General features: G+C 67.1%; 30 protein-coding genes. 11 read left to right on the plus strand and 19 right to left on the minus strand.

The window, feature by feature from the left end; translation table 11 throughout:
• The 13 genes from gpmI to D573_RS14705 form a co-directional block, all read right to left on the minus strand.
• Positions 1 to 1,551: a 2,3-bisphosphoglycerate-independent phosphoglycerate mutase gene (gene gpmI / locus D573_RS0111225; protein WP_018649593.1), complete on the minus strand. Its 1,551-nt coding sequence runs from the start codon at positions 1,549 to 1,551 to the stop codon at positions 1 to 3.
• A 104-nt stretch (positions 1,552 to 1,655) separates the two neighbouring features.
• Entirely contained in the window at positions 1,656 to 2,831 is a 1,176-nt protein-coding gene (gene tatC, locus D573_RS0111230) for a twin-arginine translocase subunit TatC (RefSeq protein WP_018938648.1), read from the minus strand.
• Positions 2,828 to 3,529, minus strand: a complete 702-nt coding sequence (gene tatB, locus D573_RS0111235) for a Sec-independent protein translocase protein TatB (protein ID WP_018175909.1) — start codon at positions 3,527 to 3,529, stop codon at positions 2,828 to 2,830. The genes tatC and tatB overlap by 4 nt, the downstream gene beginning before the upstream one ends.
• Before the next feature lie 41 nt (positions 3,530 to 3,570).
• The gene (gene tatA / locus D573_RS0111240; protein WP_018938647.1) at positions 3,571 to 3,861 is read right to left on the minus strand and encodes a twin-arginine translocase TatA/TatE family subunit; all 291 of its coding nucleotides are present in this window, start codon (positions 3,859 to 3,861) and stop codon (positions 3,571 to 3,573) included.
• Between the two features lie 219 nt (positions 3,862 to 4,080).
• Complete coding sequence (locus tag D573_RS0111245) at positions 4,081 to 4,449, minus strand: phosphoribosyl-ATP diphosphatase (RefSeq protein ID WP_018938646.1); 369 nt, start codon at positions 4,447 to 4,449, stop codon at positions 4,081 to 4,083.
• Positions 4,446 to 5,240 (minus strand): imidazole glycerol phosphate synthase subunit HisF, encoded by a 795-nt coding sequence (gene hisF / locus D573_RS0111250; protein WP_018144925.1) that lies wholly within the window; start codon positions 5,238 to 5,240, stop codon positions 4,446 to 4,448. The genes D573_RS0111245 and hisF overlap by 4 nt, the downstream gene beginning before the upstream one ends.
• A 1-nt stretch (position 5,241) precedes the next feature.
• Complete coding sequence (gene hisA / locus D573_RS0111255) at positions 5,242 to 5,970, minus strand: 1-(5-phosphoribosyl)-5-[(5-phosphoribosylamino)methylideneamino]imidazole-4-carboxamide isomerase (protein ID WP_018144926.1); 729 nt, start codon at positions 5,968 to 5,970, stop codon at positions 5,242 to 5,244.
• 10 nt (positions 5,971 to 5,980) lie between these two features.
• Positions 5,981 to 6,637, minus strand: coding sequence for an imidazole glycerol phosphate synthase subunit HisH (gene hisH / locus D573_RS0111260; RefSeq protein ID WP_018175911.1), 657 nt, complete (start codon positions 6,635 to 6,637; stop codon positions 5,981 to 5,983).
• Positions 6,638 to 6,661: 24 nt separating this feature from the next.
• A complete protein-coding gene (gene hisB, locus D573_RS0111265; RefSeq protein ID WP_018144928.1) occupies positions 6,662 to 7,255 on the minus strand; it encodes an imidazoleglycerol-phosphate dehydratase HisB in 594 nt (197 codons plus the stop codon).
• 129 nt (positions 7,256 to 7,384) lie between these two features.
• Complete coding sequence (locus D573_RS0111270; protein WP_018938644.1) at positions 7,385 to 7,762, minus strand: hypothetical protein; 378 nt, start codon at positions 7,760 to 7,762, stop codon at positions 7,385 to 7,387.
• 135 nt (positions 7,763 to 7,897) lie between these two features.
• Positions 7,898 to 8,182 carry a thiosulfate oxidation carrier complex protein SoxZ gene (gene soxZ, locus D573_RS13875; protein WP_018168776.1) on the minus strand — a complete coding sequence of 95 codons (285 nt, stop codon included), beginning with the start codon at positions 8,180 to 8,182 and terminating at the stop codon, positions 7,898 to 7,900.
• A gap of 46 nt (positions 8,183 to 8,228) precedes the next feature.
• Complete coding sequence (soxY, locus tag D573_RS0111280) at positions 8,229 to 8,699, minus strand: thiosulfate oxidation carrier protein SoxY (RefSeq protein WP_018938643.1); 471 nt, start codon at positions 8,697 to 8,699, stop codon at positions 8,229 to 8,231.
• On the minus strand, positions 8,696 to 8,956 hold the full coding sequence (locus D573_RS14705; protein ID WP_196799428.1) for a hypothetical protein: 261 nt from the start codon (positions 8,954 to 8,956) through the stop codon (positions 8,696 to 8,698). Before D573_RS14705 ends, soxY begins: the two co-directional genes overlap by 4 nt.
• Positions 8,957 to 9,035: 79 nt before the next feature.
• On the opposite strand from D573_RS14705, the gene D573_RS14360 reads away from it, so the two are divergent.
• From D573_RS14360 to hslU, 8 genes are all read left to right on the plus strand, one after another.
• On the plus strand, positions 9,036 to 9,170 hold the full coding sequence (locus tag D573_RS14360) for a lipoprotein (RefSeq protein WP_018144932.1): 135 nt from the start codon (positions 9,036 to 9,038) through the stop codon (positions 9,168 to 9,170).
• Entirely contained in the window at positions 9,171 to 10,460 is a 1,290-nt protein-coding gene (lysA, locus tag D573_RS0111290) for a diaminopimelate decarboxylase (RefSeq protein ID WP_018938642.1), read from the plus strand. It begins immediately after the preceding gene.
• On the plus strand, positions 10,457 to 11,131 hold the full coding sequence (locus tag D573_RS0111295; RefSeq protein ID WP_018938641.1) for a trans-aconitate 2-methyltransferase: 675 nt from the start codon (positions 10,457 to 10,459) through the stop codon (positions 11,129 to 11,131). The genes lysA and D573_RS0111295 overlap by 4 nt, the downstream gene beginning before the upstream one ends.
• A complete protein-coding gene (dapF, locus tag D573_RS0111300) occupies positions 11,131 to 11,967 on the plus strand; it encodes a diaminopimelate epimerase (RefSeq protein WP_018938640.1) in 837 nt (278 codons plus the stop codon). Before D573_RS0111295 ends, dapF begins: the two co-directional genes overlap by 1 nt.
• Complete coding sequence (locus D573_RS0111305; RefSeq protein WP_018144936.1) at positions 11,964 to 12,701, plus strand: DUF484 family protein; 738 nt, start codon at positions 11,964 to 11,966, stop codon at positions 12,699 to 12,701. The genes dapF and D573_RS0111305 overlap by 4 nt, the downstream gene beginning before the upstream one ends.
• Entirely contained in the window at positions 12,673 to 13,596 is a 924-nt protein-coding gene (gene xerC / locus D573_RS0111310; protein ID WP_018938639.1) for a tyrosine recombinase XerC, read from the plus strand. The genes D573_RS0111305 and xerC overlap by 29 nt, the downstream gene beginning before the upstream one ends.
• A 93-nt stretch (positions 13,597 to 13,689) precedes the next feature.
• Positions 13,690 to 14,232, plus strand: a complete 543-nt coding sequence (gene hslV, locus D573_RS0111315) for an ATP-dependent protease subunit HslV (RefSeq protein ID WP_018168781.1) — start codon at positions 13,690 to 13,692, stop codon at positions 14,230 to 14,232.
• Positions 14,233 to 14,273: 41 nt separating this feature from the next.
• Positions 14,274 to 15,608 (plus strand): ATP-dependent protease ATPase subunit HslU, encoded by a 1,335-nt coding sequence (hslU, locus tag D573_RS0111320; RefSeq protein ID WP_018144939.1) that lies wholly within the window; start codon positions 14,274 to 14,276, stop codon positions 15,606 to 15,608.
• Between the two features lie 51 nt (positions 15,609 to 15,659).
• Here hslU and D573_RS0111325 read toward each other — a convergent pair whose 3' ends face one another.
• Together D573_RS0111325 and D573_RS0111330 are read right to left on the minus strand one after the other, a co-directional pair.
• Positions 15,660 to 16,571: a lysophospholipid acyltransferase family protein gene (locus tag D573_RS0111325; protein ID WP_018938638.1), complete on the minus strand. Its 912-nt coding sequence runs from the start codon at positions 16,569 to 16,571 to the stop codon at positions 15,660 to 15,662.
• The gene (locus D573_RS0111330; protein ID WP_018938637.1) at positions 16,546 to 17,358 is read right to left on the minus strand and encodes a tRNA 2-thiocytidine(32) synthetase TtcA; all 813 of its coding nucleotides are present in this window, start codon (positions 17,356 to 17,358) and stop codon (positions 16,546 to 16,548) included. The genes D573_RS0111325 and D573_RS0111330 overlap by 26 nt, the downstream gene beginning before the upstream one ends.
• 230 nt (positions 17,359 to 17,588) lie before the next feature.
• On the opposite strand from D573_RS0111330, the gene D573_RS0111335 reads away from it, so the two are divergent.
• From D573_RS0111335 to dtd, 3 genes are all read left to right on the plus strand, one after another.
• Positions 17,589 to 17,900: a hypothetical protein gene (locus D573_RS0111335; protein WP_018938636.1), complete on the plus strand. Its 312-nt coding sequence runs from the start codon at positions 17,589 to 17,591 to the stop codon at positions 17,898 to 17,900.
• Positions 17,901 to 17,988: 88 nt separating this feature from the next.
• The gene (gene pip / locus D573_RS0111340) at positions 17,989 to 18,975 is read left to right on the plus strand and encodes a prolyl aminopeptidase (RefSeq protein WP_018938635.1); all 987 of its coding nucleotides are present in this window, start codon (positions 17,989 to 17,991) and stop codon (positions 18,973 to 18,975) included.
• A complete protein-coding gene (dtd, locus tag D573_RS0111345; protein WP_018938634.1) occupies positions 18,972 to 19,418 on the plus strand; it encodes a D-aminoacyl-tRNA deacylase in 447 nt (148 codons plus the stop codon). The genes pip and dtd overlap by 4 nt, the downstream gene beginning before the upstream one ends.
• 305 nt (positions 19,419 to 19,723) lie before the next feature.
• Here dtd and D573_RS0111350 read toward each other — a convergent pair whose 3' ends face one another.
• From D573_RS0111350 to D573_RS0111365, 4 genes are all read right to left on the minus strand, one after another.
• Entirely contained in the window at positions 19,724 to 20,020 is a 297-nt protein-coding gene (locus tag D573_RS0111350) for a hypothetical protein (protein WP_018144945.1), read from the minus strand.
• A gap of 103 nt (positions 20,021 to 20,123) precedes the next feature.
• The gene (glmS, locus tag D573_RS0111355) at positions 20,124 to 21,974 is read right to left on the minus strand and encodes a glutamine--fructose-6-phosphate transaminase (isomerizing) (protein ID WP_018938633.1); all 1,851 of its coding nucleotides are present in this window, start codon (positions 21,972 to 21,974) and stop codon (positions 20,124 to 20,126) included.
• 3 nt (positions 21,975 to 21,977) lie between these two features.
• Positions 21,978 to 23,312, minus strand: coding sequence for a bifunctional UDP-N-acetylglucosamine diphosphorylase/glucosamine-1-phosphate N-acetyltransferase GlmU (glmU, locus tag D573_RS0111360; protein ID WP_018939205.1), 1,335 nt, complete (start codon positions 23,310 to 23,312; stop codon positions 21,978 to 21,980).
• Positions 23,313 to 23,439: 127 nt separating this feature from the next.
• The gene (locus D573_RS0111365; protein WP_018144948.1) at positions 23,440 to 23,859 is read right to left on the minus strand and encodes a F0F1 ATP synthase subunit epsilon; all 420 of its coding nucleotides are present in this window, start codon (positions 23,857 to 23,859) and stop codon (positions 23,440 to 23,442) included.

Consider the following 23,859-nt stretch of genomic DNA (forward strand, 5'->3'; position numbering starts at 1 on the left):
TCAGGCCGAGGCCGGCACTTCCTCGAACAGGAGGCTGCGCCCGCCCATTGCAGAGGGCTTGGGCACGCCCATCAGCTCCAGCACGGTCGGGGCCACATCGGCCAGGCCGCCGCCGGTGCGCAGACGCCAGCGCTGCGAGTCGGTAATCATGCACATCACCGGATAGATTGTGTGCTGGGTGTGCGGGGCCCCGGTCACCGGATCCACGTATTCGTCGCAGTTGCCATGGTCCGCGGTGACGATCGCCGAATATTCGAGCTTCTTCGCCGCATCCAGCACCCGCCCGACCTCACGATCCAGGACCTGGACGGCCTCGATCAGGGCCTCGCGCTTGGCCGTATGACCCACCATGTCGCCATTGGCGAAGTTGACCAGGACGAACCCGTAGCGCCCGCTCTCCATCGCCTGGATGGTCTGGTCGGCGACCTCGACCGCGCTCATCTCCGGCTGCTCGTCGTAGGTATCCACCGACGGCGAGGGGACCATCACGCGCTGTTCGCCGGCGTAGGGCTCTTCCTTGCCGCCGTTGAAAAAGAAGGTCACGTGGGCGTACTTCTCGGTCTCCGCACAGTGGAACTGCGGGATGCCGGCGGAGGCGATGGTGCTGCCCAGAGTCGTCGACGGGCGTTCCGGCGGGAACGCGATCGGCGACAGGAAGCGCGGGTCGTACTCGGTCAGGCAGGTCTCGGAGACCGGGTGAAAGTCACCGCGGTCGAAGCCGTCGAAGTCGTCCATGCCCAGGGCCGCGGTCAGCTGACGCGGACGGTCATTACGGAAATTGAACAGCACGCAGACCGCATCCTGCCCCAGCGGCTCGCCACCGTTGATGATGCGCGGGTTGATGAACTCGTCGTCCTCGCCCGCCGCATAGGCCGCCTCGATCGCCTCGCGCGCGGAACCGGCGGCCTCCCCCTCGGCGTAGGCCATCGCGCGGAAGGCCTTTTCCGTGCGCTTCCAGCGCTTGTCACGGTCCATCGCGTAGTAACGCCCGCACACGGTGGCGATGGCGCCGCCAGCGTTCGCCAGCTCTTCCTCCAGCGGATCGAGGTAGTGGAGCGCGGAACGGGGTGCGGTATCGCGGCCGTCGGTGATCATGTGCACCATCGGGCGCGCGCCCTCGCGCTGGCAGATCTCCACCAGGGCGCGCAGGTGGCGGATATGCGAGTGCACACCACCATCGGACACCAGACCGATCAGATGCAACGGCTGGTCCTTCGCGGCCGCGGCGCGCGCAGCACTGACCAGGGCGTCGTTCTCGTAGAAGCTGCCATCGGTGATCGAGTCGTCGATACGCACCAGGTCCTGGTTGATCACGGTGCCCGCACCCAGGGTCAGATGCCCGACCTCGGAGTTGCCCATCTGCCCATCCGGCAGCCCGACGGCGCGACCACAGGCGTCCAGTGTCGTGTGGGTATGAGTGGAGAGGTACTCGTCGAGGCGCGGCGTATCGGCCTCGGCGTAGGCATTGTTCAGCTTGGACGGGTTCACGCCCACCCCGTCCATGATGATCAGCAGGACAGGGCGGCGGGGGGTGGGACGCGGGTGTGCCATCGCGGGATCATTACCTGGGTCAATGGGTTACCCGGGTATTTTAGCAACTTCCGATGCTTGGCGGGGGCGCAGGCCTGCACAAATACGGCCGCCGGCGCGGTGACTCAGCGATCGCGCCCCGTATTGCCATCCTCCTGCGATGCGTCCGCGTCGGGCTGGCCGTCGTCAGCTAGGCGCTCGCCACTCTGGCTTTCGTCCGCCTCGGGCGCCGGATCGGCGGGGGCGTCCGTGGCGAGTGTGCTCGCGGACCCGCGCTGGCGACGCAGTTCGGCCTGCTCTTCCTCGATGCGGTCGAGCTCGGCGTCCATCTCGTCGTCGGTCAACGGCGTGTACCCGGTGCGCGCGGCGGCGCTCGCGCCCCCGCCGGCGGATGCGGCCGCCGTGGACGAAGTGGCCCGCGTGGTGCCGGACGCCTTGCCCGAGCCACCGGGGCCACCGCGCGGCGTACCACCGCCGCCACCCGGTCCATCGTCGTCCGGACCATCATCGGCGTCGGCCGCATCGTCACCGCCCGCAGTCGCGCGGCGTTGCGCCTTCTTGCGCTCCATGATGCGCGACAGGATCAGGCCAATCTCGAACAGCAGCCACATCGGTAGCGCCAGCAGGGTCTGCGAGATGATGTCCGGCGGGGTCAGCACCATGCCGACCAGAAACACGCCGACGATCACATAGGGGCGCTTCTGCGACAGCTTGGCCGGGGTCGTGGCCCCCATGGAGACCAGCAGGATCGTTGCCACCGGCACCTCGAAGGCAATGCCGAAGGCGATGAACAGCATGATGACGAACGACAGATAGCGCGAGATATCGGTCATCACGGCCACGCCCTCGGGCGCCGTGGCCGTGAAGAACGCGAAAATCAGCGGGAAGACCACGAAGTAGGCGAACGCCATCCCCAGATAGAACAGCGCGGTGGACGACGCCACCAGCGGCAGCGCCATGCTCTTTTCGTGCGAGTAAAGCCCGGGCGCCACGAAGGACCAGACCTGATACAGCAGGTAGGGGATGCTGAGCACCACCGCCAGCAGCAGGGTCAGCTTGAACGGGATCAGGAACGGCGCGGCCACGTCGATCGCGATCATGCTGGTGCCTTCCGGCAGGTGCTGCATCAGCGGGCCGGCCAGCCAGGTGTAGATCGGGTTGGCGAACGGGAACAGGATCAGGAACATCACCAGGATGGCAATGAACATCCTGAGGATGCGGTCGCGCAGCTCGATCAGGTGCGTGAGCAGGGTCTCGGTCGCTTCCGGACTCGGCTCGACCCCCGGTTTGGTCTTGCTCATGAGTGCTTGTCAGGGGTCTGGTCGTTGTGGGTGGTATCCGCTTCGGGATCAGAGGCCTCGCCCCCCCGTGACTCGGCAGGGTCCGGGGTACGCCGTTCGCGCACCGCCGGTTTCGTCCGCTCCGGACGCGGGCCATCGGAGGCGCGCGCCTTTTGCTCGGCGGCCAGCGCCGGGTCGTCGGTCATCAAGTTGCCATCCAGATCGCCCTGGGTGGGCACACGCCGAACCTCGGGCGCATCCGCGTCGTCGGCTGCCTCCGGCGCACCCGTGTCCGAAGCACGCGCCGACGCATCCGGGCTGCGCATGGATGGCTTGTCCCGCACCGCAGGCTTGGCCTTGTTCTCGGCCAGGGCCTTTTGCTCCTTGCCGGAGAGATCCTTGCGGGTCTTCGGCTTGCCCTCGATATCTTCGCGCAGGTCCCGCTCGGTATCCTCGATATCCTCGCGCAGACTGGTCTCGGTCTCGTCCATCATGTTCTTGAGCTGGCGGATCTCGCGATCCTGGCTCTTCAGCATGTTGCGCAGTTCGTCGGTCTGCAGCTCCTGCTCGAAGTCCGATCGCACGCTATGGACGAAACGCCGGGTCTTGCCGACCCAGCGCCCGATTTCGCGCGCAAGCCCGGGCAGCCGCTCCGGCCCCACGACCAGAAGCGCCACCAGCACGATGATGATGATTTCCCAGAAGCCGATGTCGAACATGGGCTATCGCTCGAGCCTGGCCGCCGCGCAGGGCGCGCGGCTCAGGACTTCTTGTCCGATTGCGAGGCGTCGGAATCCTTTTCGCTGCTCTTCTTCACCTCGGCGTCGACCACCCGGCCTTCGCTGTCGGTCTGGTTCTCGACCTCGCGCGGCTCTTCGCCTTCTTCGCCTTCCTTCTTCTCGGCGTCGGGATCTTTGACCGCCTGGCGGAAGTTTTTCATCGCCGAGCCGATATCCCCACCCATGTTGCGCAGCTTCTTCGTGCCGAACAGCAGCACGACGATGAGCAGGACGATGAGGAGCTGCCAAATGCTGATACCACCAATACCCATGGACTCTGTTCTCCAGTCATACAACTTTGGGGTTAGCCTGAACGGCGCCAGGCCCATAATCAACTCTGGGGCACACCGGCCACTGTGGGCGGTGTGCTGGAGTCGCTGTTTCTTCGCGGACAGGGCGCAGTGATTGCAGTGTAGCCGCGCCACATGAACGAACGCTTTACAGCCGGCGACTCAATGCGGCCCCCGGGGAAACACCGACCAATGTACAGACTACGAATGGTCGGACCGGCGACCACTGATTTCGCGCGCGGCCTTCTCGGCGACGCCCGACAGACCGAAACGCCGGCCCAGTTCATCGAGGACATCGTCCGGGTGCCGTCCGCAGGCCGCGAGCACCACCAGGGCATGAAACCACAGGTCGGCCATTTCCGACACCAGGGCGTCGGTATCGTCGTTCTTGGCGGCAATCAGCGTCTCCGCCGATTCCTCACCCAGTTTCTTGAGCATCTCGTCCAGGCCCCGGGCGTGAAGCTTCGCCACGTAGGACTGCTCCGGGTCGGCCTGGCGGCGCTGCTCGATCACCTCGGCGAGCGCGGAAAGCACCTCGGCACCACCCGGACGGGGAGTCGAATCGGTCATTGCGCGGCCACCTCGGCATCGTTCGGCCGCACCGGGACACCGGCCGCCGCCATCGCGTCCTTGGCCTCGCCCACCGTGTGCTGACCAAAGTGAAAGATACTGGCGGCCAGCACGGCATCGGCATGGCCCTCGGTCACACCCTCCACCAGGTGCTGCAGCTCACCGACCCCGCCCGAAGCAATCACCGGCACGCCGACCGCATCGCTGACCGCGCGGGTGAGGGGCAGGTCGAAGCCGATACGGGTGCCGTCACGATCCATGCTCGTCAGCAGGATCTCGCCGGCCCCCAGGGACTCCATGCGCTGCGCCCACTCGACCACGTCCAGCCCGGTCTCGCGGCGGCCTCCGTGGGTAAAGACCTCCCAGCGCGGTGGTTCATTCCCCGTGCTGACCTGCTTGGCGTCGATCGCGACCACGATGCACTGGCTGCCGACCCAGTCGGCGGCCTCGCGCACCAGCTCGGGCCGGTGCACCGCGGCGGTGTTGATGGAAACCTTGTCGGCCCCGGCGTTCAGCAGGCGGCGGATGTCTTCGACCGCGCGCACGCCACCACCCACAGTCAGCGGGATGAACACCTCGCGCGCGACGGCCTCGACCACGTGCACGATGGTCTCGCGGTCGTCGCTGGAGGCGGTGATGTCGAGGAAGGTGATCTCGTCCGCACCCTGGGTGTTGTAGCGCCGGGCGATCTCCACCGGGTCCCCGGCATCGCGGATGCCGACGAAGTTGACACCCTTGACCACGCGGCCGGCGTCGACATCCAGACAGGGAATGATGCGCTTGGCGAGCATCTCAGGTTGCGAGGGCCTTGCGGGCCTCCTCCAGGGTGAAGGCGCCGTCGTACAAGGCCCGGCCGACGATGGCGCCGGTAATGCCCTCGTCCTCGCGGGCGGCGAGGTTGCGCAGGTCGTCCAGCGAGCTGATGCCGCCGGAGGCGATCACCGGCACGCGCACGTTGCTCGCCAGGCGCGCGGTAGCCTCCACGTTGGGGCCCTTCATCATCCCGTCGCGGGCGATGTCGGTGTAGACGAAGGCCACCACGCCGTCCGCCTCGAAGTGCTGGGCCAGGTCGATCACGTCGTGGTGCGACAGCTTGGACCAGCCATCCACCGCCAGCTTGCCGTCCTTGGCATCCAGCCCGACGATGATACGGCCGGGGAATTCCAGACACAGGTCGTTCACGAAGTGCGGCGCGCTGACCGCGCGGGTACCGATGATCACGTATTCGACCCCGGCATCCAGATAGGCCTGAACCGTGTCCTCGTCGCGCACGCCGCCGCCGATCTGGATCGGCAGGTCGGGGAAGGCCTTGGCAATCGCGTGCACCGCCTTGGCATTGCGCGGCTGACCGGCAAAGGCGCCGTCGAGATCAACGATATGCAACCGCTCGGCCCCGGCATCGACCCAGCGCTTCGCCATCTCCACCGGGTCCTCGCCGAACACGGTGGAATCGTCCATGTTCCCCTGGCGCAGGCGAACGCACTTGCCTTCCTTCAGATCGATTGCGGGAATGACCAGCATCTTCGACTCCTCACGACGCCCCGGGACCATCACCGTCCCAGCGCAGAAAGTTATGCAGCAGACGCAGCCCGCAGGCGGCGCTCTTCTCCGGATGGCACTGCATGGTGAACAACGAGCCCCGCGCCAGTGCCGAGGCAAAGGTCTCGCCATAATCGGTGCGCCCGGCGACATCGGCCTCGCGCTCGGGCTGCACCCGGTAACTATGGACGAAATAAAACCACGGGGTCTCCGGCAGGCCGTGCCACAGGGGATGCTCCTGCGCCGGCAGCACGCGGTTCCAGCCCATGTGCGGGATCTTCAGGCGCCGGCCATCCGGGCCCTGCATGGCGGGAAAGCGCGCGACCCGGCCCGGCAGGATGCCCAGCAGGTCGACGCCGCCGCTCTCCTCGCTGGCGTCCATCAGGATCTGCTGGCCCAGGCACAGGCCCAGGAACGGGCGGTCGGCCGCCAGCTCCGGCAGCAGCCGGTCGAGCCCGCGATTCGACAGCGCCTGCATGGCATCCCCGGCCGCGCCCTGGCCGGGAAACACCAACCGGTCGGCCTCGCGCAACGTCTCGGGGTCGTCGGTCAACAGTACGCGCTGGTCGCCCGCGGCCTCGTGCTCCAGTGCACGCACGACCGAGTGCAGATTCCCCATGCCGTAATCGATGACGGCAACAGTTTCCATGGCCGGGTCTCGTCCGTTGGTCCGTTACAGACTGCCCTTGGTGGACGGCGTGATCCCCGCGGAGCGCGGATCGAACTCCGCCGCCACACGCAGGGCGCGCCCGAAGGCCTTGAAGATGGTCTCGGCGACATGATGCGCGTTGTCGCCACGCAGGCAGTCGATGTGCAGGGTCATCCAGCTGTGGTTGACCAGGCCCTGGAAGAACTCGTGGAACAAGTCCACATCGAATTCGCCGATGTGCGAACGGCGGAAATCCGCGTGCATCTCCAGCCCCGGACGCCCGGAGAAGTCGATGACCACCCGTGAAAGGGCCTCGTCCAGCGGGACATAGGCATGGCCATAGCGGCGGATACCCTTCTTGTCCCCCAGGGCCTTGGCCAGCGCCTGCCCCAGGGTGATCCCGACGTCCTCCACCGTGTGATGGGCATCGATATGCAGATCGCCCTCGGCGCGCACGTCGAGATCCACCAGGCCGTGACGGGCCACCTGGTCCAGCATGTGGTCGAGGAACGGGATGCCGGTCTCGAGATGGCTTTGGCCGGTGCCGTCGAGGTTCAGCTCGACGGCAATCCGGGTCTCCAGGGTGTCGCGGCGGACAGATGCAGTACGTTCAGTCATGTTCCGGTTCGGGCACGGTAAAAGGTCAGTGTAGCAAGGCTGGCCGTCGCCCGGTATGACACAGGGAAACACGGGCCTATTCACGGTAGAACAGCGTCGGGGCGGACAGCGGCCTCACCCCTTCGACGACTACATGCCGGAGGTCAGCTTCGGCCCCACCAGTAACGCCTCGGGCACCACCGCCTGGATCGCCCCCGGCACTTCAGTGCAAAGCCCGGGCCGCGCGGTCAACGAGACCCACAGGGTGTTCAGCTTCAGGTTCAGCTCCACGAACGCGATATCGTCCCCATAGCCGTTCAGCACGCGCTCGATGGCGCGCGCCCGGGCATGGAGTTCGGAGCGCGGACGCTGGCGCAGCCCGGGGATCAGCATCATGAAGTCCGCCAGCCGGCGGCCTTCGGCGTCGCGCCGGGGCAGGCGTTGCCACAGGGGCTGGTGGGGCTCGAGGAGCAGCGCCGGGCGCAGGGCCGGATCGGCTTCACGGGGCGCGGGGATATCCGGGGACATGGCGGTGCGCTCGGCATGGACCTTTCTGGAGTGTAGTCCACGCCAGAGAGACGCTGACCACAGACACCCGATGACCGGACACAAAAAAGCCGGGGACCAGCCCCGGCTTCTTCAAAGAGAGTGGAACCCTCTTTGTTACCGCACTTCGACGTCGGTCGAGTCGGATTCACCCTTGTTGTCCGTCCAGGAGACGGTCACGGTGTCACCGGCGGCGCCGTCGATCTCGCACTGCAGGAACGGGTTGCGGGAAACCGTGTAGTTCCAGTTGGCGGTAATGGCGGTGTCGCCATTGCGCGCAATTTCCACGGTTTCGATGAAGTGCGGGCCACCGTCGTCGTCGGGGACGAGCATGTCGTGGCTCATCAGCGCACGGATGTTGATAACGCCGTTGCTTTCTTGGGCGCGAACTCGGATAGACATATCTTAAACCTCCAGTAGTGTTCGGATCAGCGGTTGGGGGTCGGCGTTAGCCGCCGCAGCCACCGACCGTGACCTTCACTTCTTGAACCGTCTTGTACCAGGTGTCGCCGGACTTCACGGCGGCGATCACGTTGGAGGACTCGCCCATGCGGATACGGCCCGAGATGTTGGCGTGTGCGCCATCGGCCAGGACATAGTGGGCGGTCAGCGGCTGGTTGTTCAGCTCGACGAACACGGCCATTTCGGTCACGTTGTCCAGGCTGGATTCGACCGACACCGGAACCACGGCGCCGTTCTCGGCGATTTCCGGGGCGCTCAGGGTGACGTCGCCATCGGCAATGTCGCTGGAACCGGTAACGGCTTCAAAGGCGGCTTCAAGGCCTTCGGCGCCAAAGGCCTCGGACGGCCAGGCGGCGAGCAGCTTGCTCGGGGCGAGCAGACCGGCCCCGACGGCGACACCGACAGTACCGGCGGCGAGAGTGCCTTTCAGGAAGACACGGCGCTTGGTGCTAATCATGGATGATCTCCTCTCATCTTGTGGGTCAGATCCGGATTATCCGGGACGTCTTGGCGGCGAACCGCGGTGACGCCTGTTGCTTTGGACGGCGAGCTGCAGGTCTCTATTCCCTGCGGTTCGGGTTCCGCCCCCTGACCAGCTTCAGTGGTCTTTTGCTGGTCTCGCAGATGCATCGTCCCAAACCTGGCTGAATCATTGATGAACGAATCATCGCCGTTCACGATCGGGCAAATTTCGGCGGGCAGATACCGCAGCATCTACCGCTAGCACCTGAAGCCAGGGGCGTATCAATGGCACACTATCGCCTCTTGATGCAACGAACCCCGGATCCGACCCATGTTCTCCTGCAAGGCCCAGTGGCTCCTGATTGCCGTGATCGTCGTGCTCGGCACGATGCAGATGCTCTCCGCCTGTGGTCAGAAGGGCGATCTCTATCTGCCCGATGACGACGAAACCGAGGAGCGGCGCTGAATGGACTACTTCGATTACCACCGCGGCACCCTGTTCTGCGAAGGCGTAGCACTGGACCGCCTTGCCGAGCTGGTCGGCACCCCCGCGTACGTGTATTCCCGCGCCACGCTGGAGCGCCACTTCCGCGCGTTCAGCGAGGCCCTGATCGGCACCCCGCACCAGGTCTGCTTCGCCGTGAAGGCGAACTCCGCGCTGGGCGTACTGAATGTGCTGGCGCGCATGGGCGCCGGTTTCGACATCGTCTCCGGCGGCGAACTGGAGCGCGTGCTGCGCGCCGGGGGCGATCCGGCGAAGGTCGTGTTCTCCGGGGTCGGCAAGACCGCCGCCGAGATGCGCCGGGCGCTGGAGGTCGGCATCCACTGTTTCAATGTCGAATCCGCCCCGGAGCTGGACCGGCTGGAGGCCGTCGCCATGGAGATGGGTGTCCAGGCCCCGGTGTCGATCCGGGTAAACCCGGACGTCGACGCCGAGACCCATCCCTATATCGCCACCGGGCTGCGCGAGAACAAGTTCGGCGTCGCCATCGAGGAGGCACCGGCGCTGTATGCCCGGGTGCGCGACAGCCAGCACCTGGAAGCAACCGGCGTCGACTTCCACATCGGCTCGCAGCTGACCCGCATCGACCCGTTCACCGACGCGCTCAAGCGCGTACTGGCACTGGTCGACGAACTGGCCGCGGACGGCGTCGAGCTGGAACATATCGATGTCGGCGGCGGGCTGGGCGTGCGCTACCGCGACGAGACCCCACCGGAACCGGATGCCTGGGCCAGCGCCCTGCGCGAGGTCCTGGGCGATCGCCCGCTGAAGGTCCTGCTGGAACCGGGGCGCGCAATCGCCGCGAATGCCGGCGTGTTCCTGACCCGGGTGGAATACCTGAAACACACCGAGGCCCATGACTTCGCGATCGTCGACGGCGCGATGAACGACCTGCTGCGCCCGGCCCTGTACGGCGCCTGGCAGGAAATCGTCCCGGTGGTACCGCGCAGCGACACCGAGACCCGCACCTACGACATCGTCGGCCCGGTCTGCGAGACCGGCGACTTCCTCGGCCGCGAACGCGAGCTGGCGCTGGCCGCCGGCGACCTGCTCGCGGTGCGCTCGGCCGGCGCCTACGGCTACGTGATGTCCGGCAACTACAACTCGCGCCCGCGCCCGCCGGAGGTAATGGTCGACGGCGACCACTTCCAGATCATCAACCGCCGCGAGCAGGTCGATCACCTGATGATGCGCGAAAGCATGCTGCCCCGGGATCCGGAGGACCAGGACCCGTCAGGGAGCATCGAGCCGTGATCCCGCGGCGCCCGGAGCCGGAGTTGATGCTGGAGCCGGAGCAGGCCCGTGCCTATGCCGAGGCCGACTTCGCCGCCCCGCACGAGGGTTTCGTCGACGCCTTCGCCGAGGCCTTTCCCGGGCCCGTAACCGGGCCGGTGCTGGACTTGGGCTGCGGCCCGGGCGATGTCTCGCTGCGCTTCGCCACGCGCTACCCCGACTGCGAGGTCGACGGCCTCGACGGCGCCCCGGCGATGCTGGCGGCCGGCGACGCGCTGATGGCCGGGCACCCAGCCGCGGACCGTGTGCATCTGGCCGAAGGCTGCCTGCCAGAGGCGCGCGGACCGCGCGCGCCATATGCCACGATCATCAGCAACTCCCTGCTGCATCACCTGCATGACCCGGCCGCTCTGTGGCAAACCATTGCGCGTGACGGCGCGCCCGGCGCGGCGGTGTTCATCATGGACCTGCGACGGCCGGATACGACCGAGACGGTCCGGACCCTGGTCGCGGAGTACGCCGCCGACGCGCCGCCGGTGCTGCGCCACGACTTCGAGCACTCCCTGCATGCCGCCTTCACGCCCGACGAGGTACGCGAACAGCTGGCAGCGGCCGGGATCGAGGGCTTCACGGTGACCATCACCTCGGATCGCCACATGACCATTGTCGGCCACCTGCCGGAGACCGCCTGATGCGCCTGGACTTCACCAAGATGCACGGCCTGGGCAATGACTTCGTGGTCATCGACGGCATACGTCAGAACGTGCGGCTCGACGAGCCAACGCTGCGTCACCTGGCCGATCGCCACTTCGGCATCGGCTGCGATCAGATCCTGCTGGTGGAGCCACCGGGCGATCCGGCGCAGGCGCTGTTCCGCTACCGCATCTTCAATGCCGATGGCTCCGAGGTGGAGCAGTGCGGCAACGGCGCGCGCTGCTTCGCCCGCTTCGTCCGCGAGCAGGGCCTGACCGAGGCCCGCGAGATCCCGGTCGAGACCCTCGGCGGGCGCATCGTGCTGCATGTCGAGGACGACGAGCAGGTGCGCGTGGATATGGGGCGGCCGGAGTTCGCACCGGCGCGCATCCCGCTGCTCGCCGAGGCCGAGGCCGATGCCTACACGCTGGATGTGCAGGGCCACTCGATCACCCTGGGCGCGGTCTCCATGGGCAACCCGCATGCGGTGATCCTGGTCGACGACGTGGCCAGCGCACCGGTCCACGAGATCGGCCCGATCATTGAACGCCACGCAAGCTTCCCGCGCCGCGTCAATGTCGGGTTCGCCGCACTGCGCGACCGCGGGCATGTCGACCTGCGGGTGTTCGAACGCGGGGTCGGCGAGACACTCGCCTGTGGCAGCGGCGCGGCCGCCGCGATGGCCATATTGCGCCGCCGCGGACTGGTCGACGACAACCTCGAAGTGACCCTGCCGGGCGGGACCCTTATGCTAAGCTGGGCCGGACAGGCCGAGGCTCCGGTTTGGCTGACCGGGCCGGCCACCACGGTATTCAACGGCTGGATCGATCTATGACTGGGCAGCAATCCTCCAACGCCTCTGCGGCAAAAACCAAGACCCCCAAGACCCGGGCCCCGGAAGACCGCACGATCAGCGCGGCGGACGTCGAGGCCTACCTGCGCGAGCATCCCGACTTCTTCCAGGACCACCTGCCTCTGCTGGACATCCTGCGCCTGCCGCACCCGACCGGTGGCGCGGTGTCCCTGCTGGAACGCCAGGTCGCCCTGCTGCGCGAGAAGCACCGCGCCATGGAACAGCACATGGGCGAGCTGGTCGAGCGTGCCCGCGACAACGAGCGCATGGGCCAGCACCTGCACGAACTGGCCAAGACCCTGATGCGCGCCGAGAACCTGGACGCCGTGCTGGCGCTGACCCAGGACGCCCTGCGCAACGAGCTGGGCGCGGAACGCGTCAGCATCCGCCTGGCCCACCGCGAGGTCGACGACCTGCATGCGCTAACCACCAGCGAGCTGGCCACCTTCGACCCGCTGTTCAGCCGCGGCAAGGCCCAATGCGGTCGCGTCCCGGCCGAGATGCTGGACGTGCTGTTCGATGACGCCGAGGAGATCGGCTCGGCCATCCTGATGCCGTTGGGCAATGAATCCGACCATATCGGGGTACTTGGCCTGGCCAGCGAATCCGCGGACCGCTTCGAGCCCGACATGGGCACCTACTTCGTCACCCACATCGGCGACCTGCTGGCCGAATCGATCCGCTGCCATGTCGAGCGGGCCCACGCCGCTGCCTGACGCACCCGAGCAGGATGCGGATATCGCGGCCTTTCTGGCCCATTTGAGCGATGTTCGCGGTCATTCGCCGCATACCGTACAGGCCTATCGGCGCGACTTGGCCCGCCTGCGCGGGCTGCATAACGGCCCCTGGGATGCCCTCAAGGCAGCCGACATGCGGCGCATCGCCGGACAGCTGGCCCGCCAGGGCCGCCACCCCCGCTCGATCCAGCGCTTCCTGTCCGCCGTGCGCGGCTTCTTCGCCTATCAGGTCGAACAGCGGCGCATGCCGGCCAATCCGGCCGCCGGCATGCGCGGCCCGCGTGCCGGGCGCCCCCTGCCGCGCGATCTCGATGTCGATCAGACCCAGCGGGCGCTGACCCCGGCGGAGGGCATCGAGCCGAATCTGGCGGCACGCGACCAGGCGATGCTGGAGCTGCTGTATTCGTCCGGGCTGCGCCTGTCGGAACTGACCGGACTGGATCTGACCGACCTTGACCTGGATTCCGGGCTGGTGCGCGTGCTCGGCAAGGGCCGGCGCGAGCGCAGCGTCCCGGTGGGGCGTGTGGCGCGCGATGCGCTGCACACCTGGCTGAAACGCCGGGGCGACTGGGCCACAGCGGACGAGCGCGCCGTGTTCGTCAGCCGACGAGGCCAGCGCCTGGGCAACCGCGCGGTGCAACGCCGGGTCGCCGAGGCCGGCCGTCGCGCCGGGCTGGATGTGCGCCTGCACCCGCACCGTCTGCGCCATGCCTTCGCCAGTCACCTGCTGGAGTCGAGTGGCGATCTGCGGGCGATCCAGGAACTTCTCGGCCACGCCAACCTTGAAACCACCCAGATCTATACCCATCTCGACTATCAGCACCTGGCACAGGTGTATGATGCCGCCCATCCGCGGGCCCGCCGGAGAGACTGATTCGGCGACGATCGCACCCACCAGGTGAACGATCCCGGGCCATCGCAACCCAACACCGTGCCCCATGACACTCAGCCGTAACAGGAGAGATCCGTGGAACAGTTTCGCGGCACCACCATCGTATGCGTCCGCAAGGGCGGCGCCGTCACCCTCGGGGGCGACGGCCAGGTTTCCCTTGGCAACACCGTGATGAAGGGCAACGCGCGCAAGGTGCGCCGCGTCTACCATGATCGCATCCTCGCCGGTTTTGCCGGCGGCACCGCCGATGCCTTCACCCTGTTCGAACGCTTCGAAGGGATGCTGGAGAAACACTCCGGCAACATTACCCGCGCCGCCGTCGAGCTGGCCAAGGACTGGCGTACCGACCGCGCCCTGCGCAAGCTGGAGGCATTGCTGGCGGTCTCCGACCGCGAGAACTCCTTCGTGATCTCCGGCAATGGCGACGTGATCGAGCCCGAGCATGCACTGATCGCAATCGGGTCCGGCGGCCCCTACGCCCAGGCCTCCGCCCAGGCCCTGCTGCAGAACACGGATCTGCCAGCCCGCGATATCGTGGAGAAGTCCCTGAACATCGCTGCCGATATCTGCGTGTACACCAATCACAACATCACCCTGGAGAGCCTGGACGCGGAGTAACGCGACCCGGCGCCAAGCGATTCGACCAAGGCCCATTTGCCATGACCGACATGACCCCCCGCGAGATCGTCCAGGAACTGGACCGCTACATCATCGGCCAGGACGACGCCAAGCGCTCCGTCGCCGTTGCCCTGCGCAACCGCTGGCGCCGCCGCCAGCTGCCGCCGGAGCTGCAACCGGAGGTCACACCCAAGAACATCCTGATGATCGGCCCGACCGGTGTGGGCAAGACCGAGATCGCCCGGCGTCTGGCGAAGCTGGCCCACGCCCCGTTCATCAAGATCGAGGCGACCAAGTTCACCGAAGTCGGTTATGTCGGGCGCGATGTCGAGTCGATCATCCGCGATCTTGCCGAGGCCGCGGTGAAGCAGCTGCGCGACGAGGCGATCAAGGAAAACCGCCTGAAGGCCGAGGACGCCGCCGAGGAGCGCATCCTGGATGCCCTGCTGCCAAGCCCACGCAATGCCGGCTTCACCGAGTCCGAGCCGGACCACGGCAACAGCGAGACCCGCCAGAAGCTGCGCAAGCGCCTGCGCGAGGGGGACATGGACGAACGCGAGATCGACATCGAGGTCTCGCAGAACCCGCAGGGCGTGGAGATCATGACGCCCCCGGGCATGGAAGAGATGGCCAGCCAGCTGCAGTCGATGTTCCAGAACCTCGGCGGGCAGAAGACCCGCTCGCGGCGGCTGAAGATCGCCGAGGCCCGCAAGCTGCTGATCGAGGAAGAGGCCGCGCGCCTGGTCAATGAAGAAGAGCTGAAGCTGAAGGCGATCGAGCGCGTGGAACAAAGCGGCATCGTGTTCCTCGACGAGATCGACAAGGTCGCCAAGGGCAGCGAGAAGACCGGCGGTGGCGAGGTCTCCCGCGAGGGCGTGCAGCGCGACCTGCTGCCGCTGATCGAGGGCACCACCGTCTCCACCAAGCTGGGCATGGTGCGCACCGACCACATCCTGTTCATCGCCTCCGGCGCCTTCCACCTGTCCAAGCCGTCCGACCTGGTGCCGGAGCTGCAGGGCCGGCTGCCCATCCGTGTGGAGCTGGACGCCCTGTCGGCCGATGCCTTCGTGCGCATCCTGACCGAGCCCACCGCCTCGCTGACCGAGCAGTACACCGCGCTGATGAAGACCGAGGGTGTGGAGCTGCGCTTCGAGGAAGAGGGCGTGCGCCGTCTGGCCGAAATCGCCTTTGACGTGAACGCACGCACCGAGAATATCGGCGCCCGCCGTCTGCATACCGTGCTGGAGCGCCTGCTGCAGGACGTCGCCTACCGCGCCCCGGATGTCGAAGGCCCGGTGATCGTGGACCGCGCCTTCGTCGACGAACGCCTCGGCGACCTGGCGGAAGACGAGGACCTGTCCCGCTACATCCTCTGACGCGACCCGCTCAGCGGGTCAGCCATGCGCGGGGAGGTACCGCGCGGGAGGTTACTCGAGCGCCCCCCGGCGATAGGGATCGGGCCAGCCCGCGGGCGGTGGGTTGAAGCGCTTGTAGGCCCAGTTGTACTGCTCGGGACAGCGCCGGACCAGGGTCTCCACGTGGAGGTTGATTGCCGCGGCCGCCCGGGCAAAATCGCGATCGGCCACCTCCGGGCCGGCCACGACCTCGTGATAGCGATAGCCCCGGCCCCCGGGCAGACGCTCGGCAAACAGGAATACCACGTGATCCGCGCGCCCGCGCAGCAGGCGCGGGAGCAGGGTCATGGTCAGGGCCGGACGCCCGAAAAACGAGGCGTGCTGGCCCGAGGCGCCCTTGGGGCTCTGGTCCGGCAGGATGCCGATGATCTCGCCGCGGTCGCGGGCCTGTTGCAGGATGCGCAGGCCACTGCGATCGGCCGGGGCCAGCTCGGCCCCGGTGGAGGCACGGGCCTCGCGCACCCAGCGGTCCACCTCCGGGGTCTTGAACGGGCTGTACAGCGTGGCCATCGGCCCGTGGCAAGCGGCATGCAGTCCGGCGAATTCCCAGGAACCGAGATGCGGGGCGCACAGGAACAACGCCCGACCGGCGGAGCGCTCGCGCAGGCGCGCGTACTGCGGCGGCTGGACGGCCAGGGTCTCGAGGCTCTCCGGAGGCGACTGCCACAGCCAGGGGGACTCGGTCAGGGCGCGGCCCATCGCCATCAGGGAGCGCCGCCCCACCCGCCGCCGCCACGCCGGGTCCTTTTCCGGAAAGCACAGCGCCAGATTGATGCGGGTGATACGGGCCGCGCGGGTGGGCAGGTACCACACCAGCGCCCCGACCGCGCCGCCCAGGGCGTGGTTCACGCACAGCGGGAGGCGCGCCAGCAGGCGCAGGCCCACCCCGATCAGGCGATCACGCAGATGCCGACGTCGGGCCATGTTCGGACACTGCGGGGTCGGTGGTTGCGGACGCGCTCGGCGGTGGATCGCGCGGAGGAATGCCACCCTCGGTCATCAGGGGCTTGAGTGTGGTGCGCAGGTTGCGGAACAGTCGCGGGTGCTGCGCCTCCTCCTGCGCCAGCAGCTGTTTCATATGCTCGCGCTGGGTGGGCATGGCGAAGCAGGCGGGGCAGTTGTCGAGGATCACCGGGAGCCCCGCGGCGTCGGCAAAGTCGCGGGTCTGGCGTTCACGCACGTAGACCAGCGGGCGAATGACCCGCAGGTCGCCGGCGTCGATCGCGTAGTGGGCCTTCATGGTGCGCAGCTGGCCGCCATGGAAGGCGCTCATCATGAAGCTCTCCGCGAGATCATCGAGGTGCTGGCCCAGCGCCAGTACGTTGTAGCCGTGTTCGCGCGCCGTGCGATACATCAAGCCGCGCTTCATGCGCGAGCAGAAGGAGCAGAACGAGTCGTTGTCCATGTGCGCATCGGCCAGCTCGGCGATGGGCTCGGACACGAAGTGATAGGGGATGCCGTAGCTGCCCAGGTAATCCATCAGCCGCTGCGGCTCGAATCCCTCGATCTCGGGGTTGATCGTGACCGCCCCCACCTCGAAGCGCACCGGGGCCCGCCGAGCGAGGTTGTGCAGCAGCCACAGCAGGGTCAGCGAATCCTTGCCACCGGACAGGCCCACCAGGATGCGGTCGCCCTCGCGGACCATGTCGAAGTCGGCGATGGCGCGCCCGGCGAGGCGGCGGATCGAGGCGGGAACGGCGGGTGTCTCCATGGGCCCGCAACATAGGCCGGCGGTCGGCTGCACGCAAGCCCAACCCGCAATGGTGGCGCAGGATTTCGGTGCACACCGCGCCTCCCGTGCACCAGAGATGAACACGCGTCGCTCTCGCACAGGGCAGGGCTTTCGACCGTGGGGGCACCGGAGCGGCGAATGGCGGGCGTCTCGCCGTGGCACCCCGCTTGCATGAAGACGGAGAAAGCTACGCCCACCCGGGGGATCCGATGCACGACCGCAAGAGCCTCAGCCTGGCCGCCGAACTTCGGCGAAACCTGCGCGCCGAATTCCCCGCGGTAGCACGTCTGTCGGTCAGCGACCCGGATTTCATGGAGGCCATCCTTGATTACGCTGCCCGCTCGCAGTCGAGCATGGTCGAGGCGGCGGCGCTGACCCTGCGCAGTCAGCTGGAGGGAACGGGGTATCTGCGAACACCCTCACCCGCGAAGACGCAACCAGAAGACGAGGCGCAGGGAGAACACCGGTCTGCGCACAAGCGGCGTGTCTATCGCGGGCGGGTAATCGAGGACCCGGAGTAGGGCCGGATCGGCGGTTGCGGGAAGAGCCCGAAGGGTTTCGCCCAGGCTGCGTTTTGGCGACACTCGGGGTTTTGCCCGGAGGGCTTCCATGGACGCGCTGTATCCCGAGATCGAGCCCCACGGTATGGGGCGCCTGCAGGTTGGCGACGGCCACGAGCTGTACTTCGAGGAATGCGGCAATCCGGAGGGGATACCCGTCGTGTTTCTGCATGGCGGGCCCGGCTCGGGTTGTGAAAGCTGGCACCGCCGCTTCTACGATCCGGAACGCTACCGCATCGTGCTGTTCGACCAGCGCGGCTGCGGACGCTCGACCCCGCACGCAAGCCTCGAGGCGAACACGACCTGGCACGCGGTCGCGGACATCGAGCGCCTGCGCGAGCACCTGGGGGTTGAACGCTGGGTGGTATTTGGCGGGTCCTGGGGCTCGACCCTCGGGCTGGCGTATGCCCAGAAACACCCGGAGCGGGTCCTGGGCCTGGTGCTACGGGGGATCTTCCTGTGCCGCCCGCAGGATATCCAATGGTTTTACCAGTCGGGCGCGGACCGGTTGTTTCCTGAGGCCTGGGCCGACTACGAGGCACAGATCCCGGATGGCGAGCGGGCGGACATGGTAGGTGCCTACTACCGGCGGCTGACCGCCCACGACCGTGCAGTGCGCGAGGCCGCGGCCCGGGCCTGGTCCAGCTGGGAAGGGCGCACCTCCTGTCTGATCCCGAACCACGACGTGATCGCGCACTTCGAGGAGCCGGATGTGGCCGTGAGCCTGGCCCGGCTGGAGTGCCACTACTTCGTTCACGAGACGTTCCTGGAACCCGACCAGCTGCTGCGCGATGCCGGCCGGCTGCAGGGGATTCCCGGCACCATTGTGCACGGCCGCTACGACGTGGTGTGTCCGGTGAATCAGGCGGTGGCGCTGCACGAGGCCTGGCCGCAGGCGCAGCTGGAGATCGTACCGGACGCCGGCCATTCGGCGGCGGAGCCGGGCATCGTGCGCCGACTGGTCGCAGCCACGGACCGACTGGCAAAGGAACTGTCCGGGCACATCGAGCCCGGCACTGGACGGGGGCAGGCGTGATCGCACTGATCCAGCGCGCAAGCGCGGCGCGGGTCACCATCGACGGGGAGGACGTCGGGGCGATCGGGAGCGGCCTGGTGGCTCTGGTGGCCGTGGAGCCGAACGATACCGAGGCGAGCGCGGAACGGATGCTCGACCGGCTATTGGGCTACCGGGTATTCGCGGACTCGGCGGGCCGAATGAACCGGAGCCTGGGCGAGACCGGTGGCGGGCTGCTGCTGGTGCCCCAGTTCACCCTGGCAGCCGATACGCGCAAGGGGATGCGACCGAGCTTTTCCGGATCGGCGAGCCCCGAGCACGGCGCAGCGCTGTTCGATTGGCTGGTACGGCGGGCAGGCCAACGCCATAAACCCGTGGCCAGCGGGCGTTTCGGGGCGGACATGCAGGTCAGTCTGACCAACGACGGCCCGGTGACCTTCTGGCTGGAGGCCAGGGGCCAGTAAGGGACGATCTCGTGGACACCCGCGATGAGGCTCAAGACGGGCGAAGCGCAAAGGACACGGACAAAGGCCATGGTGACGCACATGGCCTGACCCTCTATTTGGGACCGACCCACGAAACTGGGCGGGGCCGGATGCACCGCTAGTTGCCGGTGATTTGCTTGCCGGGCATGGCCACTGCCATGATGTGCACCTCAGTGGATGTCTGTCTGCCCCGTGTGCTCGGTGACGAACAAGCAGTTTCGCGACCCCAAACGAAAAGACCCGGCGCGAGGCCGGGTCCTGGCGGGCGATGATCCGTACGTGGATCAGGCCGCGCGGCGCAGGAACGGACGCTGGCCAGACTGGACCGCGCGACGGATGAAGTCGGCGCGGCCGGCCTCGCGCTGGTTCAGGTTGTCGGCGCATTTCGACGGCTCGTAGGCTGCGGCGGAGAGCATGACCTCCAGCTCGCACAGGTCGACCTTCGGCTCTGTGAGCTCGTCCGGGTTCGTGTTCAGCTTGCGGCCGACTTCCCAGAACATGCGGGGGTTCCAAAGCTTGGTCTGGATTCGCGGGGACTGGAACAGGGTGACGCAGCGGTTGTTGAGCTCTTGCTGATCCATAAGGTGCTCCTGTGACAGGTTATTCAAGCGCACCAAAATCTAGCGAACCCGGGGCACGAATACAAGCGTTTCCTGATGGACTGAGCGGCTTGGGCGCCGCCCACTATTCGACGGTCACCGATTTGGCGAGGTTGCGCGGCTGATCCACATCGGTGCCCTTCAGCACGGCCGTATGGTAAGCGAGCAACTGTAGCGGGACCGTAAACAGAACCGGGGCCAGCCAGGGGCTGAGCGCCTCGTTCTGCGGCAGACCGACCCAGGTGTCCTCGGGTTCCAGCGCGCGCGCGGCGTTGGATTCGCCAATGACGATCAGCTGCCCGCCCCGGGCCCGTACCTCCTGGAGGTTGCTGGAAAGTTTCTCCAGCTGGGCATCGTCCGGGGCGACGGCCACGACCGGCATCTCGGTATCCACGAGAGCCAACGGACCGTGTTTCAACTCGCCGGAGGGGTAGGCCTCGGCGTGGATATAGGAGATTTCCTTCAGCTTCAGCGCGCCTTCCAGGGCAATCGGGAAATAGGCCCCACGCCCGAGAAACAGCGCATGCTGGCGCTCCATGAGATCCTCGGCGATCCGCGCAATAGGCGTATCGAGCGCGAGGATACGGGCCACCTGATCGGGGAGACTGCGCAGGGCCGCGACCGCATCGGCCCGCTCGGCGGCGGGCATACGGGCGGCGCTGGCGACCTGACCCAGCAGCAGGACCAGGATGGCCAGGGCCGCCAGTTGGGTGGTAAACGCCTTGGTAGATGCGACGCCAATCTCGGGTCCGGCATGGGTCATCAGGACCAGGTCGGCCGCCCGTGCCATCGTGCTCTCGGGCACGTTGCAGATCGCCAGCCGCGCCAGGAACGGCTCGTCCTGGGACTGCCGCAGGACCGCCAGGGTATCGGCGGTCTCGCCGGACTGCGAGATCACCACTAGCAGGGTGCCCGGGGCGAGGACGTGGCGCCGGTAGCGATATTCGCTGGCGACTTCGACCCGCGCCGGAAGACCCAGGTGCTCCTCGATCCAGTGCGCCGCGACCATGCCGGCGTGATAACTCGTTCCGCAGGCAACGATCTGGACGGCGGCGACATCGGCCAAGCGCTCGTCGCTGCCCGGTCCGAGGATGTTCTCGAGGATTCCGGATTCGCCCAGGCGTCCCGACAGGGTTTGTTCCAGGGCATGGGGTTGCTCGTAGATCTCCTTGAGCATGAAATGGCGGTACTCGCCCCGGTCCGCGATGCTCGCCTGGCAACGACTCTCGCGGATGCCGCGCTCGACCCGGTCTCCGGCGGCGTCGCGGATCTCGACGCCGTTGCGCGTGAGCCGGGCAATGTCGCCATCTTCCAGGTCGACGAAACGCTGGGTGACCGGAAGCAGCGCCTGCACGTCGGAGGCGGCGAAGGTCTCGCCAATGCCCAGGCCCAGCAGGACCGGGCTCCCGGAACGGGCAACAATCAATTCGTCGGGGAAGTCGGCAAACACCGCCGCGATCGCGTAGGCGCCTTGAAGTTCGGCACAGGCGCTGCGCATCGCATCCAGCGGCGACGAACCCAGTGCCAGGGCCTGCTCGAGACGATGGGCGATCACCTCGCTGTCGGTCGCGGATACGCAGGGCCAGCCGGCGGCGTCGAGCCGGGAACGCAGGTCGCCGTGATTCTCGATGATGCCGTTATGCACGATGGCCACGCGGCCGTCACGCGAACGGTGGGGATGGGCATTCTCTTCGGTCGGAGCCCCGTGCGTGGCCCAGCGCGTGTGGGCGATGCCCACCGGCCCCTCCAGGCCAGCGGCCTCGATCCGTTGCTCCAGGGCCGCAACCTTGCCGATGGCACGCAGGTCCGAAAGGGCGCGGTGGTTGACCACGGCCACTCCAGCGGAGTCATACCCCCGGTATTCCAGGCGATGCAGGCCCTCGACCAGGACAGGGACCAGGTTTCGTTCGCCAATGCCTGCAACCAGACCGCACATCGATTACTTCTCCTTGTCGTTACCGCTCTTCTTCGGGCGCGGCCAGTCACGAATCGTGCGGGTTCGGGCGCGAGTCAGCGCGAGAGCGCCCGCCTCGACGTCGTCGGACAGGGTTGACCCTGCGCCCACGGTCGCGTCGTCCCCGATGCGTATAGGAGCCACCAATGCCGTATTGGAACCGATAAAGGCGCGCTCGCCGATCTCGGTGCGATGCTTGTTGGCGCCATCATAGTTGCACGTAATGGTGCCCGCGCCCAGATTGGCGCCAGCGCCAATCTGGGCGTCGCCGACGTAGGTCAGGTGGTTCGCCTTGGCCCCGGCACCCAGGGTGGCATTCTTGATCTCGACGAAGTTGCCGACGCGCGCCCCGGTCCCCAGTTCGGTCCCGGGCCGCAGGCGGGCGAACGGTCCAATCCGCGCATCGGCATGAACCCGCACCCCCTCGAGGACACTATGCGCCGCGATCTGCGTGCCGGAACCGATGTCGCAGTCCCGCAGCATGCAACCGGGTCCAATATAAACATCGTCCGAGAGCGTCACCGTGCCCTCGATCACGACGTTCACATCGATTTGGCAGTCGCGTCCGAAGGTGAGAACCCCGCGCACATCCAGGCGCGCGGGGTCGGCAAGGCCCAGACCCTCGCGCATCATTCCAGCACCCAGCGCCGCCTGGTACAGCCGTTCCTGAACCGCCAGTTGCTCGCGGTCGTTTACCCCGAGGACTGCCGCGGCGTCGCCGCTTTCCACAACGCTGACGGCACATCCGTCGGCGCGGGCTGCCGCTACGACATCGGTAAGGTACCACTCGCGGGGTCCGGTCACCCGTGGCTCACAGGCGGCCAGCCACCGGCGCAGCTCACCCGCGGGGGCAGCCAGGACACCGGTATTGATCAGGTCCACGGCACGTTCCCGTGCACTGGCCTCCTTGTCCTCGACAATCCGCTCAAGTTGCCCCGACGAATCCAGAACCAAGCGCCCATAGCCGCTCGGATCCACGACCCGGGCGGCAAGCACGGTGACACCGTCGCCGTCCGCACAGGCCACCAGGTCGGCAATCGGAATGCGCGGGACATCGCCATAGGTCACCAGCACCCGTGCGGAATCCGGGATGGCTTCAAGGGCTCGAAACACCGCGTGGCCGGTCCCGCGGGGCTCCCCCTGGTCGACCCAGGTCAAGGCTTGCCGGGAGTCGGCGAACGCTGCCCGCACCCGCTCCTGTTCGTGACCGACCACCACGTGGCAGGCGGCGGCGTCCAGCGCCGCTACTCTTTCCAGGACATGAGCCAGCAGCGGACGGCCGGCGAGGGCTTGCAGGACTTTCGGATGGCGCGAGCGCATGCGCGTGCCCTTGCCGGCTGCAAGTACCGCGATATGAAGGGGCTTCGATTCAGGCATGGGCACAATGATAAAGGGCCAACCGAGATGGTTGGCCCTTAGCGTAAGTCATCCGTGGAACGTTGCCGGATTATTTCCGGCGCAGCTTCTGGATCATCTGCAGGCGTGCCGCCGCCTCGACCAGCTCGGCCTGGGCCTTGGCGTAGTCGAAATCGGCCTTGGAATTGGCCAGGGCCTCCTCCGCGCGCTTTTTCGCCTCGATGGCCTCGGCCTCGTCAAGGTCCTTCGCGCGCACCGCAGTGTCCGCCAGAACGGTCACATGGTACGGCTGCACCTCGAGGATGCCGCCGGACACGAACACCGGCTGCGGCTCCGCGCCTTCCTTTTCCAGGATGCGCAGTTCACCCGGATTCAGCCGGGCGAGCATCTGCGTATGCCCGGCATACACGCCGACCTCGCCCCCTTCGGCGGGTGCGGCGATCATCAGGGCCGTCCCGGAGTAGATCGACTCCTCCGCACTGACCACATCCACATGCATATTCATGGGCAT

Origin of the sequence: Thioalkalivibrio sp. AKL9, from assembly GCF_000377825.1 — a bacterium.
GTDB lineage: Bacteria > Pseudomonadota > Gammaproteobacteria > Ectothiorhodospirales > Ectothiorhodospiraceae > Thioalkalivibrio > Thioalkalivibrio versutus.